The 14669-nt window shown below is 52.6% G+C and carries 19 protein-coding genes; 10 read left to right on the top strand and 9 right to left on the bottom strand.

Annotation, left to right across the window (positions count from 1 at the left end; genetic code table 11):
* The first annotated feature begins 545 nt into the window (after positions 1–545).
* Both dtpA and gstA read left to right on the top strand, forming a co-directional pair.
* Positions 546–2027, top strand: coding sequence for a dipeptide/tripeptide permease DtpA (dtpA, locus tag NIM72_RS20615; RefSeq protein WP_253421800.1), 1482 nt, complete (start codon positions 546–548; stop codon positions 2025–2027).
* Positions 2028–2189: 162 nt separating this feature from the next.
* Positions 2190–2795, top strand: coding sequence for a glutathione transferase GstA (gene gstA, locus NIM72_RS20610; RefSeq protein WP_222924085.1), 606 nt, complete (start codon positions 2190–2192; stop codon positions 2793–2795).
* A gap of 32 nt (positions 2796–2827) precedes the next feature.
* On the opposite strand, the gene pdxY is transcribed toward gstA, so the two are convergent.
* The 4 genes from pdxY to NIM72_RS20590 all read right to left on the bottom strand — a co-directional run bounded on the left by pdxY (position 2828) and on the right by NIM72_RS20590 (position 6156).
* Positions 2828–3688: a pyridoxal kinase PdxY gene (gene pdxY / locus NIM72_RS20605; protein WP_253421797.1), complete on the bottom strand. Its 861-nt coding sequence runs from the start codon at positions 3686–3688 to the stop codon at positions 2828–2830.
* 56 nt (positions 3689–3744) lie between these two features.
* Positions 3745–5019 (bottom strand): tyrosine--tRNA ligase, encoded by a 1275-nt coding sequence (tyrS, locus tag NIM72_RS20600; RefSeq protein ID WP_161732485.1) that lies wholly within the window; start codon positions 5017–5019, stop codon positions 3745–3747.
* Positions 5020–5159: 140 nt separating this feature from the next.
* Positions 5160–5816: a pyridoxamine 5'-phosphate oxidase gene (gene pdxH, locus NIM72_RS20595; protein ID WP_253421794.1), complete on the bottom strand. Its 657-nt coding sequence runs from the start codon at positions 5814–5816 to the stop codon at positions 5160–5162.
* A gap of 25 nt (positions 5817–5841) precedes the next feature.
* On the bottom strand, positions 5842–6156 hold the full coding sequence (locus NIM72_RS20590) for an MliC family protein (RefSeq protein ID WP_253421791.1): 315 nt from the start codon (positions 6154–6156) through the stop codon (positions 5842–5844).
* A gap of 189 nt (positions 6157–6345) precedes the next feature.
* Here NIM72_RS20590 and NIM72_RS20585 point away from each other — a divergent pair, with 189 nt between their 5' ends.
* The 5 genes from NIM72_RS20585 to ycgZ all read left to right on the top strand — a co-directional run bounded on the left by NIM72_RS20585 (position 6346) and on the right by ycgZ (position 8558).
* On the top strand, positions 6346–6549 hold the full coding sequence (locus tag NIM72_RS20585; RefSeq protein ID WP_061062381.1) for a hypothetical protein: 204 nt from the start codon (positions 6346–6348) through the stop codon (positions 6547–6549).
* Positions 6550–6918: 369 nt separating this feature from the next.
* Positions 6919–7152, top strand: coding sequence for a YgdI/YgdR family lipoprotein (locus tag NIM72_RS20580; RefSeq protein ID WP_010245442.1), 234 nt, complete (start codon positions 6919–6921; stop codon positions 7150–7152).
* A 15-nt stretch (positions 7153–7167) separates the two neighbouring features.
* On the top strand, positions 7168–7398 hold the full coding sequence (locus NIM72_RS20575; RefSeq protein ID WP_010245445.1) for a YgdI/YgdR family lipoprotein: 231 nt from the start codon (positions 7168–7170) through the stop codon (positions 7396–7398).
* A 421-nt stretch (positions 7399–7819) separates the two neighbouring features.
* On the top strand, positions 7820–8092 hold the full coding sequence (locus tag NIM72_RS20570; RefSeq protein WP_253421788.1) for a hypothetical protein: 273 nt from the start codon (positions 7820–7822) through the stop codon (positions 8090–8092).
* Positions 8093–8318: 226 nt separating this feature from the next.
* The gene (gene ycgZ, locus NIM72_RS20565) at positions 8319–8558 is read left to right on the top strand and encodes a regulatory protein YcgZ (protein WP_253421785.1); all 240 of its coding nucleotides are present in this window, start codon (positions 8319–8321) and stop codon (positions 8556–8558) included.
* Positions 8559–8588: 30 nt separating this feature from the next.
* Here ycgZ and NIM72_RS20560 read toward each other — a convergent pair whose 3' ends face one another.
* The 4 genes from NIM72_RS20560 to umuD all read right to left on the bottom strand — a co-directional run bounded on the left by NIM72_RS20560 (position 8589) and on the right by umuD (position 11778).
* A complete protein-coding gene (locus NIM72_RS20560; protein WP_237566674.1) occupies positions 8589–8729 on the bottom strand; it encodes a hypothetical protein in 141 nt (46 codons plus the stop codon).
* A 147-nt stretch (positions 8730–8876) separates the two neighbouring features.
* A complete protein-coding gene (locus NIM72_RS20555; RefSeq protein ID WP_161732495.1) occupies positions 8877–9491 on the bottom strand; it encodes a TetR/AcrR family transcriptional regulator in 615 nt (204 codons plus the stop codon).
* A gap of 596 nt (positions 9492–10087) precedes the next feature.
* Positions 10088–11356: a translesion error-prone DNA polymerase V subunit UmuC gene (gene umuC / locus NIM72_RS20550; protein ID WP_253421781.1), complete on the bottom strand. Its 1269-nt coding sequence runs from the start codon at positions 11354–11356 to the stop codon at positions 10088–10090.
* A gap of 2 nt (positions 11357–11358) precedes the next feature.
* Positions 11359–11778: a translesion error-prone DNA polymerase V autoproteolytic subunit gene (umuD, locus tag NIM72_RS20545; protein ID WP_013357748.1), complete on the bottom strand. Its 420-nt coding sequence runs from the start codon at positions 11776–11778 to the stop codon at positions 11359–11361.
* A gap of 337 nt (positions 11779–12115) precedes the next feature.
* Between umuD and NIM72_RS20540 the strand changes: the two genes are divergently transcribed.
* A complete protein-coding gene (locus NIM72_RS20540) occupies positions 12116–12367 on the top strand; it encodes a hypothetical protein (protein WP_161732499.1) in 252 nt (83 codons plus the stop codon).
* A 100-nt stretch (positions 12368–12467) separates the two neighbouring features.
* On the opposite strand, the gene NIM72_RS20535 is transcribed toward NIM72_RS20540, so the two are convergent.
* Complete coding sequence (locus NIM72_RS20535; RefSeq protein WP_033732545.1) at positions 12468–12692, bottom strand: hypothetical protein; 225 nt, start codon at positions 12690–12692, stop codon at positions 12468–12470.
* A gap of 551 nt (positions 12693–13243) precedes the next feature.
* Between NIM72_RS20535 and NIM72_RS20530 the strand changes: the two genes are divergently transcribed.
* Positions 13244–13501: a biofilm development regulator YmgB/AriR family protein gene (locus tag NIM72_RS20530; RefSeq protein ID WP_161732559.1), complete on the top strand. Its 258-nt coding sequence runs from the start codon at positions 13244–13246 to the stop codon at positions 13499–13501.
* Positions 13502–13791: 290 nt separating this feature from the next.
* Positions 13792–14640, top strand: a complete 849-nt coding sequence (locus tag NIM72_RS20525; protein WP_161732501.1) for a manganese catalase family protein — start codon at positions 13792–13794, stop codon at positions 14638–14640.
* Positions 14641–14669: the final 29 nt, after the last annotated feature.

Genomic DNA, 14669 nt, shown 5'->3' with positions numbered 1-14669 from the left:
TCAGCGAAAACTTTTTTGCAGGTTTATGCTGCCGACAGGCTTTTTAGCTTTCCTGCGCAGCAACGCAATCGGTTTCTTCTTTTGCTTTCTGAATTAAATCGCTGGTTTGTGCTCTCGATCAGCAATTGTATGCTTTGCCGCCAGATGAGACGCGTTAACGTTTACTTTTTCGTCACACTGCCTGAATAATGGCCTGAAACCTCCTGTAAATGCTGCTGATAAAATCTGCGGCAAACGTTTCATCTGAATTACTCTTCATTAGCAGTTAATGTTAAATTCATCCAGCGCCTCACTCGCATTCAGTTGATTTATACTGATATACTCTTTTCCATCAATATTAAAACCTGATCAACAGTTTGTTATAAGGTTTTTAACTCTGGATTATCAGCTCAGGCAGGTTGTCAGAAAATTCTTGCCCTGCCGCCCGTAATCAGCCAAATTAGTCGCCGCTTTTCCCTTCTAATAACAATCTCGCGCATGAAAAACTCACATGACGCGGACTTAATTGCTGTCCCGAAACAGGGTATGAAAAAACTGAGGTACATGTGTCAACTGCAAACAAACACACTGATGAGGCTGTCAGTCTCAATGCGTTTAAACAGCCGAAGGCGTTCTACTTAATCTTCTCGATTGAGTTATGGGAACGTTTTGGCTTCTATGGCCTGCAGGCCATTATGGCGGTTTACCTGGTGAAGCAACTGGGATTGTCTGAATCAGACTCCATCACCCTGTTCTCTTCATTCAGCGCGCTGGTTTATGGACTTGTCGCCATTGGCGGCTGGCTCGGCGATAAAGTGCTGGGCACGAAACGTGTGATTGTGCTGGGCGTGCTGGTGCTGGCGCTGGGTTATGCGCTGGTGGCATTCTCCGGTCATAACGTCAGCATCGTCTATATCGGTATGGCAACGATCGCCGTGGGCAGCGGCCTGTTCAAGGCGAACCCCTCTTCTCTGCTCTCCACCTGCTACGAAAAAGATGATCCGCGTATCGATGGTGCCTTCACCATGTTCTATATGTCGATCAACATCGGTTCACTGTTTTCGATGATGCTCACCCCGTGGTTAGCGGCGAAATATGGTTATAGCGTTGCCTTCTCACTGTGCGTTATCGGTCTGATCATCACCCTGTTTAACTTCCTGTTCTGTAAACGCATGGTCAAGGATTACGGTTCTAAGCCGGACTTTGCACCGTTGCAGGTTGGAAAACTGCTGATGACCCTGGTTGGCGTCGTGGTGCTAATCGCGCTGGCGAACTGGATGCTGCATCATCAGGTCATTGCACGCCTGGTGCTGGCGGTCATTGCGCTGGGTATCGTGCTGGTGTTTGCTAAAGAAGCCTTTGCACTGCAGGGCGCGGCGCGTCGTAAAATGATTGTGGCCTTCCTGCTGATGGTCGAAGCGATTCTCTTCTTCGTGCTCTACATGCAGATGCCAACGTCACTCAACTTCTTTGCTATCCGCAACGTTGAGCACACGATTCTCGGCATTACCTTTGCGCCCGAGCAGTTCCAGGCGCTGAACCCGTTCTGGATCATGCTGGCCAGTCCGCTGCTGGCGGCGCTCTACAACAAGCTGGGCGATAAGCTGCCTATGCCGCACAAGTTTGCCTTTGGTATGGTGCTCTGCTCCGCGGCGTTCCTGGTGCTGCCGGTGGGCGCGAAGTTCGCCAGCGATGCCGGTATCGTTTCTGTTAACTGGCTGATCCTGAGCTATGCATTGCAGAGTATCGGTGAGCTGATGATCTCCGGCCTCGGCCTGGCGATGGTGGCACAGCTGGTGCCTCAGCGTCTGATGGGCTTTATCATGGGCTCCTGGTTCCTGACCACCGCAGGCGCGGCGGTCATTGCCGGTAAAGTGGCCAACCTGATGGCGGTGCCGGAAAACGTTACCGATCCACTGATTTCGCTGGCGACCTACAGCCGCGTATTCCAGCAGATTGGTATCGTGACGGCGGTGATCGCCCTGCTGATGCTGATTACGGCGCCGATGCTGAACCGCATGGCGCAGGATCCTGACGCGAAAAAATAACGTGCAGGCGTCATCGCTGCCGTGATACGAATCAGCCGGGCTCTGCCCGGCTTTTTTTATTGCTGACCCTTTCCCCTCATCGATCCCTGATCCTTATCACTGGTAATTCCACCCTGAGCCTTTACTATGCTGTGATCCCATTGCAACAAGGAGTACATGGTCATGAAACTGTTTTGTAAAGCAGGAGCCTGCTCTCTTTCTCCCCATATTGTCATGCGCGAATGCGGTCTCGATTTCACTCAGGTGAACGTTGATCTGGCCACAAAACGCACTGAACGGGGCGATGATTTCCGCCAGATTAACCCTAAAGGTCAGGTGCCCGCGCTGCTGCTCAGCGACGGCACCGTGCTGACGGAAGGCGTTGCCATTGTGCAGTACCTGGCAGATCTCAAGCCCGATCGTCATCTGCTGGCACCGGTCGGCAGCCTGACGCGTTATCACACCGTGGAGTGGCTCAGCTACATCGGCAGTGAGCTGCACAAAAGCTTCGGGCCGCTGTTTCGCCCGGGTTACTCCGATGAGGTGAAAGCGCAGACGCGCAGTCAGCTGGAAGCGAAATTCCGCTATGTCGATGCGTCACTGCGTGACAAACAGTGGCTGATGGGGCTGCATTTCAGCGTGGCGGATGCCTATCTGTTTGTAGTGACGCGCTGGGCAAAAGCGCTGGGACTGGATTTGTCCGGCTTTACGGCGCTGGAGGCGTGGTTTGATCGTGTTGCGGAACGTCCTGCGGTGCAGGCGGCGCTGAAAGCGGAAGGCTTAGCCTGAGTGAACAGGGCCGGTCAACCGGCCCTGATGCATTACAGCTTTTCTGCCGTGAAGTGCTGCGTTGGACTGGCGATGGCATCCTGGGCCGCCACCAGCTGCAGCTCATACTCGCCCATTTGATGGGTTTTCAGCATCACCTCATAGACCGCCGCAGTGACGTGCTCCAGCGCATCCTGCAATGATTTGCCGTGCAGCAGATTCACCAGCAGCAGACCGCTGGTAAGATCGCCTACGCCGACCGGCTGACGCACACCGAAATCGACCAGCGGACGGCTGATGTGCCAGGCGTCTTCCGCCGTCACCAGCAGCATCTCAAAGCGATTGCTGCGACGACCGGCGCGCGCCAGATGCTTCACCAGCACCACGCGTGGTCCCTCGGCAATCAGCGCCCGCGCAGCGTCGACTGCCGCGTCGACGTCGGTGACAGTGCGTTCGCTCAGCATCTCCAGCTCAAGCAGGTTCGGGGCGATGATGTCGCTGGCCGGCATCGCCATTTTACAGTGAAACTCCGCCACGCCGGGTGCCACGATGCAGCCTTTCTCGGGATGACCCATCACCGGATCGCAGAAGTACCAGGCATCTGGATTAGCCGCTTTGACCTGCTGAACAATCTGCAGAATCTGCTCACCCTGCTCTGCCGAACCCAGATAGCCGCTCAGCACCGCGTCGCAGGTCTTCAGACGGTCAATATCTGCGATGCCTTTAACGATGTCAGTTAAATGCGTGGCAGGCATCACCGTGCCGGTCCAGTGACCATATTGCGTATGGTTGGAAAACTGCACGGTGTTCAGCGGCCAGACGTTTGCTCCCAGACGGCGCATCGGAAACTCAGCCGCCGCATTACCGGCGTGACCAAAAACAACATGCGACTGAATCGCTAAAATATTTTTCACTTGTTTGCCCTGTCCTGCCTTGCCATAAAAAAGGGCCGGAAACCGGCCCTGAAATCTTACTGCCAGTTAATCAGGCAGTAATGTTTCTTACCGCGACGCAGCAGCGTAAAGCGGTTAAACAGTTTGTCGCTGTCGCTGAAGCGGTATTCCGCGTCAGACTGCTTTTCACCATTCAGAGAAACGGCATTGGAGCCGATCATGGTGCGTGCCTGACCGCGAGACGGCACCAGCTCGGCTTTCACCAGCGCCTGCTGCAGATCGTCGTCAGCGCCCAGTACGATAGTGGGCATACCATCCTGCGCCAGCTGTTCAAAATCGGCTTCGGTCATGTCGCTCACGGAGCCAGAGAAGAGGCTGGCCGTGATGCGTTTTGCCGCCGACAGACCCGCTTCGCCATGCACCAGACGCGTTACCAGCTCAGCCAGCACATACTGCGCACGTGGCGCGGTGCCGCTGTTTTTGTCCTCCTCTTCCAGCGCGTTGATCTCTTCAATGCTCAGGAAGGTGAAGAACTTCAGGAAGCGATAGACATCGGCGTCAGCGGTGTTGATCCAGAACTGATAGAACTTGTACGGGCTGGTTTTCTTCGCATCGAGCCAGACTGCGCCGCCTTCCGTTTTACCGAATTTGGTGCCGTCAGACTTGGTGATCAGCGGAACGGTCAGACCAAAGACCTGGTTCTGATGCAGACGACGGGTCAGGTCGATACCGGAGGTGATGTTACCCCACTGATCGGAACCGCCAATCTGCAACGATACGCCGTGACGCTCGTTCAGGCAGGCGAAATCATAGCCCTGCAGCAGATTGTAAGAGAATTCGGTAAAGGAGATGCCCTGATCGTCACGGTTCAGACGCTGCTTCACCGCTTCTTTATTGATCATCTGGTTAACGGAGAAGTGTTTACCGATGTCACGCAGGAAGGTCAGCACGTTCATGCTGCCAAACCAGTCGTAGTTGTTGGCGGCGATTGCGCTGTTGCTGCCGCAATCGAAGTCGAGGAATGGCGCCACCTGCTGGCGGATCTTCTCAACCCATTCGTTGACGGTGTCGCTGGTATTAAGTTTACGCTCTGCGGCTTTGAAGCTCGGGTCGCCAATCAGGCCGGTTGCACCCCCGACCAGTGCCACCGGCTGATGGCCGGCATCCTGAAAACGCTTCAGGCAGAGCAGCGGTACCAGATGGCCCAAATGCAAGCTGTCAGCAGTGGGGTCAAAGCCGCAATAGAGCGAAATTGGCCCCTGCGCCAGTTTCTCTGTTAACGCGTCTTCATCCGTCACCTGGGCGATAAGGCCCCTCTCCTGCAATTGTTGTATCAGGTTACTGCTGGTCATTACTGACTCCAAATTGATCAGACTGCACCTATGCTGGTACACAGCTTTCCGCTGAGTTGCGGAATCGAAAAAAATGAGGGCTATAGCATAAAGCGCTGACGCCTTCTGTGCCAGCGCTGATAGGGGGAAATCATGCAGATTCAGGGTGCCAGACGGTCGATTTTCCAGCCATCGTGATCGCGCTGATAGATGAAACGATCGTGCAGGCGATGTTCGCCGCCCTGCCAGAACTCCACTGTGTGAAATTTCACGCGGTATCCACCCCAGAAGCTGGGCAGCGGCACATCACCCTGCTGGAACTTCTGTTTCAGTTCCAGAAACTTCCCTTCCAGAATGCCACGGGCCGAAATACGGCTCGACTGCTTCGACACCCAGGCTCCAATCTGACTGTCGCGCGGGCGGCTGTGGAAATATTTCAGCACCTCCAGCGGCGACAGTTTCTCCACTTCGCCCAGCACCATCACCTGACGCTCCAGGTAGTGCCACGGGAAGTGCAGGGAGATACGTGGATTGTGCGCCAGCTGCAGCGCCTTGCGGCTGCCAAGATTGGTGTAAAACACCATGCCCTGCGCATCGAAGTGCTTCAGCAGCACGATACGCTGCCACGGCTGGCCCTGCTCATCCACGGTGGCCACGGTCATTGCCGTGGGATCGGGCAGTTTTGCTTCACACGCCTGGCTCAGCCACTGTTCAAACAGCGCAATCGGATCATCCGGCAGATCCTTACGACGCAATCCGCCGCGGGTATATTCACGCCGCAGATGGGCAATGGTGTGTAGCGTTTCGCTGTCGCTCATAATGCTCGCCTATTCAGATAAAGAGTCAGCTGGCAGGTTGCAGCTCACAATCGTTCACGACGATTTTATCGTTACGTTCGATAAATGCGCCGTTTCCTTTGGACCAGAACACATAGTTGTTGTCGCTATAGCGTGCGCCGGAAGCCGATACCGTCTGCTTCAGCGTCAGGGGCTGGCCATCCATGATGAAGCTCACCTGCTCGTTCGCCTCATCCAGTGTCACGGTCAGGGGCAGGGTTCCACAGCGATAATGCAGGGTCTGCGGCAACGGTGGCTGTTTATGCATCAGACTACAGCCCGACAGCAACAGCACCGCGGCAACGGTCAATCCTTTCAACATAAGCGGGTCTCCTTCACGAGTGAAGCTGGCATTATAAGAAGGATTTTGCGCGAAGTAAGTGGGAATCCGCGCCAATCTGGTGGATGCTGTCATGCCGCCTGAATTATTGCGCATTTTCAGGCGGTTGTCTGAATGCACAGGCCGCGTTCTCAGGCTACGCTCTATAGATCTTAAGCGAGGAAAACAAATATGAAATTTGATAACGAAGATGCATTTAAGCTGGCTGTGGCGTTTATGAACCACAAAGAGAATGCCACCGTCGCCAGCAGCTACTTTAAAACCTTTATCGACACCTACCAGAAATTTGATCGCTGGCTGAGCGCATCCGATCCGGTCAGCGCCATGAAAGCGGAAAAAGCGGCAGCCAAAGCCGGCGAAGACTCCATTCTTTGATCCCCTTCTTCACTGGCCCGATAGTCATCAGGGTATCGGGCCAGCGGATATAAGCAGCCGTTAACGCTGGTGCAGACGATTACCCCTATGGCGACGCTGGCTTTAACGAAGAATATCTGCTCCGGCTGCCGTGCTTATTTTCCACCCTGACCTCACTTTTATTCAGGCCATGTAATGCCTCTGCTGAAACGGCATAAACAGCCGTGCACATTTGCAATAAATGCTATTCCCCACCGTCATTCCCGTGAATAATCGCTACACCCCCCTTTTTTGTCTAAAAAACCGGCAGCGAAGCGTGACAGGGTCAGCAAACTCTATAAAGCCGTCTATGCTGTAAACGTCTGGTTATACTTCATGGAGTTAAAAAAAATGAAAATGAAATCCCTGTCAGCCATTGCTTTGCTGGCGCTTTCTTTAGGTACGCTTGCAGGCTGCGCCTCGAATCAGTCAATTAAGACCACTGATGGCCGTACCATTGTCACTGATGGTAAACCGCAGATCGATTCAGATACTGGCCTGGTTTCTTATCGCGATGCTCAGACAGGAAAAACTGAGCAGATCAATCGCAATGAGATCAGTAATATGAGTGAACTCGACAACTAATATAAGGTGAATAAGATGAAAAAAGCGCTGATTTTACCTCTCGCCGCATTGATTGGTATGACCGTATTAACCGGCTGCACCCGTACCAGTTATGCGATTCAGACTAATGATGGACGTACCATTATTAGTGATGGCAAGCCTTCTGAGTCAGATGCCGGTCTGCTGGCCTACACCGACGCTAATGGCGTGAAGCAACAGATTAATAAAGCGGACGTTAAAGCGGTTTCTGAAGTACCGAAGAAATAAACCGGGCACTATCGTTCATTTAATAAAGCCGCCTACGGGCGGCTTTATTTTTTCCTGTGCTTAGCGCGACATGTGGTACGAACGAAGCTTCCCGCCACCTGCCGATTCGAATCAGAAATATCCGTTATGTTATAGCCATAATATGGCAGTCAACATGACAGTAATCGTGATTCACCTGCTTATTACTTATCTGAATTTCAGGCAACCCCTACCCTTTTTAACCAGCTTAATAGCTCAAGCTCTTTTACCCGTAAAACAGAACTCTGTTTTTATTCTTTTTTATTAGAGGCTTATCGCTTCGCTTAAAGGTTCATTTTATTTTTTAATCATTTCAACTGTGTTTATCGGCGGTTTCCGATCTTTTAGTCCGGATGACCTTTAACTAGACTATTCATATCGTTATTCAATCAGGAGGTCGCTGATGGTTTACCATGATAAAACAATCGGTCATATCATTCTTGGTGAAGCCGCCATTAATCTGGCGTTTGAACAGCAGGAGATCACGCTGGTATCACTGATTCGCCAGCTGGCTGAAATGGCTGAAAACGAACGCAGCGATGAGCGCGTCGCGCAGATTGCTGATACACGCAACTGGCTTAAAGGCTTTATCGAGGCCTCAACGCGCGACCGCGCCGAATTAAACTGGCTGGTTGAAACCGGACAGGCGCCGGTTTACCTTAAAGATTACCGCTAATGTGCTAAAGAATGTCCTGTCGGTTCAGGGTGCCAGGCCTCGCCTGGTGCCACTCACCACTCCGCGGCATCACGCCAGTTTTTGCATTTTTTCTGTTTATCGCCAGAAGCTATGCAGATCGCACGAAAACCACCGGTCCTGCGCTGAAATAGCTATACAGATTCGATTTTTTGTATAACTTTGGCGCAAGCCGATCGTTTTTCCATCACCTCACAGGAAATTATCCATGTACCCGAACCAGAGACTGCCGCGGACGGCAGACGATATTGCCCGTTATTTTAATGCGGCAAGCCTGCCCTCACAGCAGGAAACGCTGGGTCAGGTGGTGGTGGAAATTCTGCATGCAGGCGGGAACGTAAACCGTAAATCGATCTGCACCAAACTTCTCCGTCGGCTGGAGACAGCGTCCACGCAGGAAGAGGAGCGTCATTACCGTGCCCTCATCAGCCTGCTGTTTGACCGTTAAGCAGCGGACGCTCTCTGCCAGCGACTTCTGTCAGCGCGTCAGCGGCTCTCCGCTTTCCGTCACCTGCTGTTGCAGCGGATGTTTCACTGCGCGGGTTTCAAATCCCCCCTGTGCAGCAAAGACAGAGCAGCCAATAGCGGCGACGAGTGTCAGTAAGATTGAGGTTTTCACGAAGCAGGCCTTAATTTTCTACGCTACAGAATAAAGCGTAAAAGCCTGGCACATAAACAGCGTCGGGAAAAGCGCACTGCAGACTTTTTCTGTCCGAAAAACGTGGGCGGGGAAATGCCGGTATACTGATGCCCCTCCCCGTAATGATTACCCCAGCACTTTCAATGCCAGCGCCAGCGTCTGCTGTTCGTTGGTCACATCGCTGACCTTGCCTGCAACCCGCATACCGTATGCCATGCAGAGGATTAAACCGGCTGCCGCTTCACTGTCCAGTGTGTTATCGATTGAGCCATCCCGTTGCCCCAGCTCCAGCAGCGAGACCAGGAAGCGCTGATTACGCTGAACCACCTCATCAATGCGCTGCCCCAGCGCCTGATCCATCGTCTGCAGCGCAATGGCGCTGGCAACGACCAGACAGCCGCGCCGCCCTTCGATGGCGCGCGCCGAGTCAAGATAGAACTGCAATAGCTCGGTTATTTTTTCCCGTCCGCTGACACAGGGTGCCAGACGACGGCGCAGCTCGGTATTTCTGAGCAACAGATAACGTTCAAACACCTGCAGAAAGAGCGAGCGCTTATCTTTAAAGGCCTTGTAGATGCTGCCAGCAGAGAGGTTCATCGCCTCACCCAGATCGCTTATTGATGTGGCGTGATACCCTTTTTGTCGGAAAACGATCATGGCGTGATCCAGAGCCTGTTCAATATCGAACTCTCTGGGACGTCCCCGCTCTTTGTTTTTTTGCGCTGTCGCTGTCATGATCATTGTTACCGGTCTGGTAAGGACGTTCCTGTCAGAATCAGCCCGGATTCTATCCCAGGCATGGGTAACAAGTATAGATAGCGGCCTGACACTGACGCCTGTCCGTTTCTGTCGCCTGATGATCAAGGGGAGTAACCGGTTGTACCCTGCAACCCGGCAGAGGTTACAGAGCAAACCGGTCACGATTTACTCAGATAATAACGCGGTCTCTTTGCGGCGATCTGCCCGTTGCTGCGTGTTTATTTTAATCAGCCATAACATAGACTGCTTAATAAGCAGGCTGGCGTGGTGCTCATTGTCAGCAAAACATAAAAAGAGTCGGGTTTTTATAGTGCTGTTGCCGTCGACCACATAAATCTCATCGTCGTCATGGTGGCGGGATTGAATGATTGCTGTGAATTGTATTGCAGGCCAGAGCATGACTCTGGCTTCAAACGCTCTGAAACCCACTATATTTACGTGGTTATTTTTTTAAAATGCCCGATGAAAAACTACTCATCGGGCCAGGCAAAGCATCACTTCCTGTCACTTTAATCGCGTGATAAAAAAGCGTATAACAGCTGCTGCTACGTCAGCAACAGAGGAAGCCGGACCCGCGCCTACTTAACCGCCGCCACCGGCAAATCCGTTACCCGCGTGGTATAGGCAGGTGACAGCATCTCGCGCTTCATTGCCCAGGCCTTGTTGATCCCCTGCCCGGCAAACCAGAGTTTTCCGCTGCCGATTTTATTAATTTTATCAATCAGCTGCATCAGCTCCTGGCTGTTGCGGCGCGGCTGATGCTCGTCAAACAGATCAAGCTGGGCCACGCCCTGACTGAAAAAATCCCCCAGCACGATGCCCGCCTTGATATAGCGATGCCCCTCAATCCAGATGTTATCCAGACACGCCATCGCAACGCCGACAATATCGCGCGTGTCCTGTGTCGGGATGACCAACTGGCCGGTAGACTGATTACCATAAAAGGGTTCATCCGTAGCATGCGGGCTGGTACGCACAAAGACCCCCACCTGACGGCAATACTGGTTACCGCGGCGTAGCTTCTCTGCCGCACGCTCAGCATAGGCACAGACGGCTTCACGCATCTGGTCATAATCGGAGATGCGGCTGCCAAACGAACGGGAACACATGATTTGCTGCTTATCCGGTGTCACTGACTCCAGTTCCAGGCAGGATTCGCCACGCAGTTCTCTGACGGTACGCTCCATCACCACGCTGAACTGTTTGCGAATGGATTCGGTGCTTAGATCGGCCAGATCTTTCGCCGTCATAACGCCCATGGCGTTGAGCCGTTTGCCGATCCGGTGCCCTACGCCCCAGACGTCAGCCACATCAATCAGCGCCAGCAGCTTTTTCTGTCGTTCGGGGTCCGACAGATCGACAATGCCGCCGGTTTTGCTCCACTTTTTGGCCGCAAAATTCGCCAGCTTAGCCAGCGTTTTGGTCTGTGCAATGCCGACGCCGACGGTCAGATGGGTCTCTTTGCGGATCCGTTCTTTAACCTGCCGGCCAAAGGTCTCCAGCGCCATGCAGTTCTGCACGCCGGTAAGATCCATAAACGCCTCGTCGATCGAGTAGATCTCCACCGAGGGAGCCATCTCTTCGAGGATGGTCATCACCCGCTCACTCATGTCGGCATAGAGCGCGTAATTTGAGCTGAAGACCTGTACCGCATGACGCGTCAGCTCTTCACGCATTTTAAAATAGGGTGCACCCATTTTAATGCCGGCTTTTTTTGCCTCGGCGCTGCGCGCAATCACACAGCCGTCGTTATTCGACAGCACCACCACCGGTTTGCCTTTCAGATCGGGCCGGAAAACGGTTTCGCACGATGCATAAAAGCAGTTCACATCGACCAGCGCGAACATGGTCAGTGCGTCGATTTAATAACAAAGGTCACAACACCAAACACTTCCAGCGCATCTTCGGTCTGGATAGCGATCGGTTTAAATTTGGTGTTCATCGGCATCAGTTGCAGGCAGGGATGAAGCTGAAGACGTTTAACGGTAAATTCACCATCGACGGCGGCCACCACGATATCGCCGTGTGAGGCGGTGAGCGAGCTGTCGACCACCAGCATATCACCATCGTTAATGCCCGCCTCAATCATCGACTCGCCGCTGACGCGGACAAAATAGGTGGCACTGGGATGCTGCACCATCAGCGCATTGAGATCGATACGTTGTTCGACATAATCCTGCGCCGGGGAGGGAAATCCGCACGGCACACGTTCGATATAAAGCGGTAAAGGCATAACGGCGCGAATGTCCGCAGGTTTAATGAATTCCACAATTTCACTCCTTGCTCAGATTACTGTATATAAATACAGTAATAGCTAATCCCCCTTTTAATCAAGTGACACGGAACATTTTTAAGCAAAGGAGTTGATGGTAATACACTTTTTTAATCCTCTTTTTTCTCACTGCTGTGAGAGTAAGCGGAAACGGGTTACTTTTGCCGCAGCACGGGAATATCAGCGTTTTTTTCTTTCAGTAACTAATCTTATAAATTCACCCGCTGATTATTTTTACTTAAGGAAAATCTGACAACGTCTCTGTGGCATTCGCCGAGGTTTGAATATTCAGAGCGGGCTGGTTATTCTGCCTTTTTTAAGGCATGGAGGGGTTATGACAGACGACGATAGAATTAAACATCTGGAAGAAGCCGTTGCGCAGTTAACGGTTGAGACCACGGTATTAAAAGCGATACTCGGTCAGCAAATTGCGCTCAATAATCTCAACTACAAAGGGAAATTTGACGATGTGCTGGCCGCGCTGGCGAAAGAATATGCCGAACGTGGTCTGGAGGAAGGCAATAATCAGGCAATCCATGACGCCCTGCGTCAGTATATTAAATATGAGCCACCCACGATGGAATAGGACTCTCCGGCAGCGTCCGCTCACCGGACGTTACCGGCTCCTGAACACTGCCATCCCCTGCCCCGTCCCGGCAGCCGTCTGAGGCGCTGCGGATTAGCCTTTAAGCCTGGCTATCACTCTCCAGCGCATCCTGAATCGCATCGGCCAGATTACCAATTTCATTCGCCACGGCCTGCAGGTCCCAGGAGGCTTTTGAACCGGTTGCTGACGTTGAAGCGCTGACGGATTCCTTTGCCACTGACAGCGCCGCTGCCACAGCCACTGAACGTTTATGTTGTTCCTGCGTCACGCCCGCAGGCGGAATCGCAAAATAGTCGTGAACCATGATCATTTCCTTGTGATGAATAAGGGCTCAACCTTAGCCTTCTGCATCAGGCGTGGGAAGTGAATTATGTGGCATGACCTGTCAGGCGGACAGGATTGCAGCAGCTGTGTTGCGTTGTCCGCTTTTCCTGCGCAAAAAAACCTGTACGGGCTGTACAGGTTTTTTGCAAAAATGTCTGCCTGAACGGCTATTGTATCGTTTTACAGGACGGCAGAAAAATAGCTGGCACTCACCAGCAGACGTTATCATCTTATGGGAAATCCCTGTTAATTCACTGAATAATATAACATAAAGAGTGAAAGCCTCGCTTTGTCCTGTGTGCCATCTCTCCCTCAACACATCTGACCAGTTATCTTTTGTCAAATTTTATTGTACAACTTTGCCATTTTTGTATAACTTTACCTCGTGATGTTAAATCACTTGTAACGAGCGTGCTTTGCACCGCATCTGAAGGTGTTGTGGATTTCCACCTTCAGATGCAATTTTTTTGCGTCAGCCGGTTACCGGATCTGAATCAACGCATTCCTTCCCAATTTCTTATGAGGCCTGACATGCAAACAACGATGAATACAGAGTCTCAGATTTCTGATTACTTCATGAACTCTGGTACAGCGCTGACCACAGAAAAACAGGTGATCGCCGCAGTTCATGCTGAACTTGCGCGAGCCAAAGCCCATGTCTCCGATAAAGACATTGTGCTGGGTCTGATTCACCGCCTGGAGAGCGAGCGCGACATGGTTAAGCAGGATATTTACCGTCAGGCTCTTGAACATGTTCTGCAGCGTGCAACGGCCACCAGCGAAAGCTAAAAACCTGTGTCTGTCATGACGGAACGCGAATTAGCACGGATGCTTTTCCACTACGGAATCGGCCCCTTTTAAAGGGGCTTTTTTATTTCTGCTGCACTGCATCGCCCGCTTCTATATTCACCTCCCGTACTGCCTGCCCTGCCGGACCAGATATAGCTCTACTATTTACCGTTTTTGCCGCTTATTTCACCTTAAATTGCGATTAATTGCTCTCGGTTCGCTTTATTTATCCGATATCTGTGTCCAGGCTTTTTCTGCATCTACTGCAAACACAGACGAGGAAAATAATCATGTTTCATCATTCATCAAAACTTCAATTCCCGGTTCGTGTAGAGAAGCCCGATCCAGAGTTTGCCATGCTGTTACAGCAGGCCATCGGCGGCGTCGAAGGTGAGATTCGTGTAGCGATGCAATACTTTTTCCAGGCGATGGGCGCGCGGGGTGATGTGCGGATTCGGGATCTGCTGATCTCCACCGCCACCGAAGAGCTGAGCCATATCGAAATGCTGGGCTACGCCGTGGCGCTGAACCTTGAAGGCGCACCGCTCTCTTACCAGGAAGCGTCAGCCAAAGACCCGGTGGTTAATGCCATTCTGGGTGGCATGAACCCACGCCATATCCTCTCTTCCGGTCTGGCTGCGATGCCGGTGAATGCCAACGGCATGCCGTTCGACATGAGCCACATCTACGCCTCCGGCAACGTGGCGGCAGATATGCTGGCTAACGTCACTGCAGAAGCCACCGGCCGCGTACTGGCTACCCGGCTCTACAACATGACCGAAGACAAAGGGATGAAGGACTTCCTCTCCTTCCTGATCGCCCGTGACACGATGCACCAGCAGCAGTGGCTGGCGGTGATCGAAGAGATGGGTGGCCTGAACGCATCGCTGCCGATCCCGAACAGCTTCCCGCAGGAACATGAGGCGCAGGAGCACTCGTACTACTGCCTGAATACCTCACTGGACAAACCGCTGCCGGAAGGTCGCTGGAGCAGTGGCCCGGCTTACGATGGTCATGGGCAGTTCAGCGCGAAGCAGCAGCCCGAGATTCTGGGTGATGAGCCGCTGCTGGGCAATGCCCGTCCCGGCTCCGGTGCACAGTCAGAGCAGATTGATGGCGTTACGCCACCGAAACCATAATTACCCGCCTGTCAGGGACCAATGCCCTG

This window comes from Pantoea sp. B550 (assembly GCF_024158165.1).
In the GTDB taxonomy this organism is placed as follows: Bacteria; Pseudomonadota; Gammaproteobacteria; order Enterobacterales; family Enterobacteriaceae; genus Pantoea; species Pantoea alfalfae.
The sequence above is the reverse complement of the archived record's forward strand: the minus strand, read 5'-3'. Positions and strand labels throughout refer to the sequence as shown.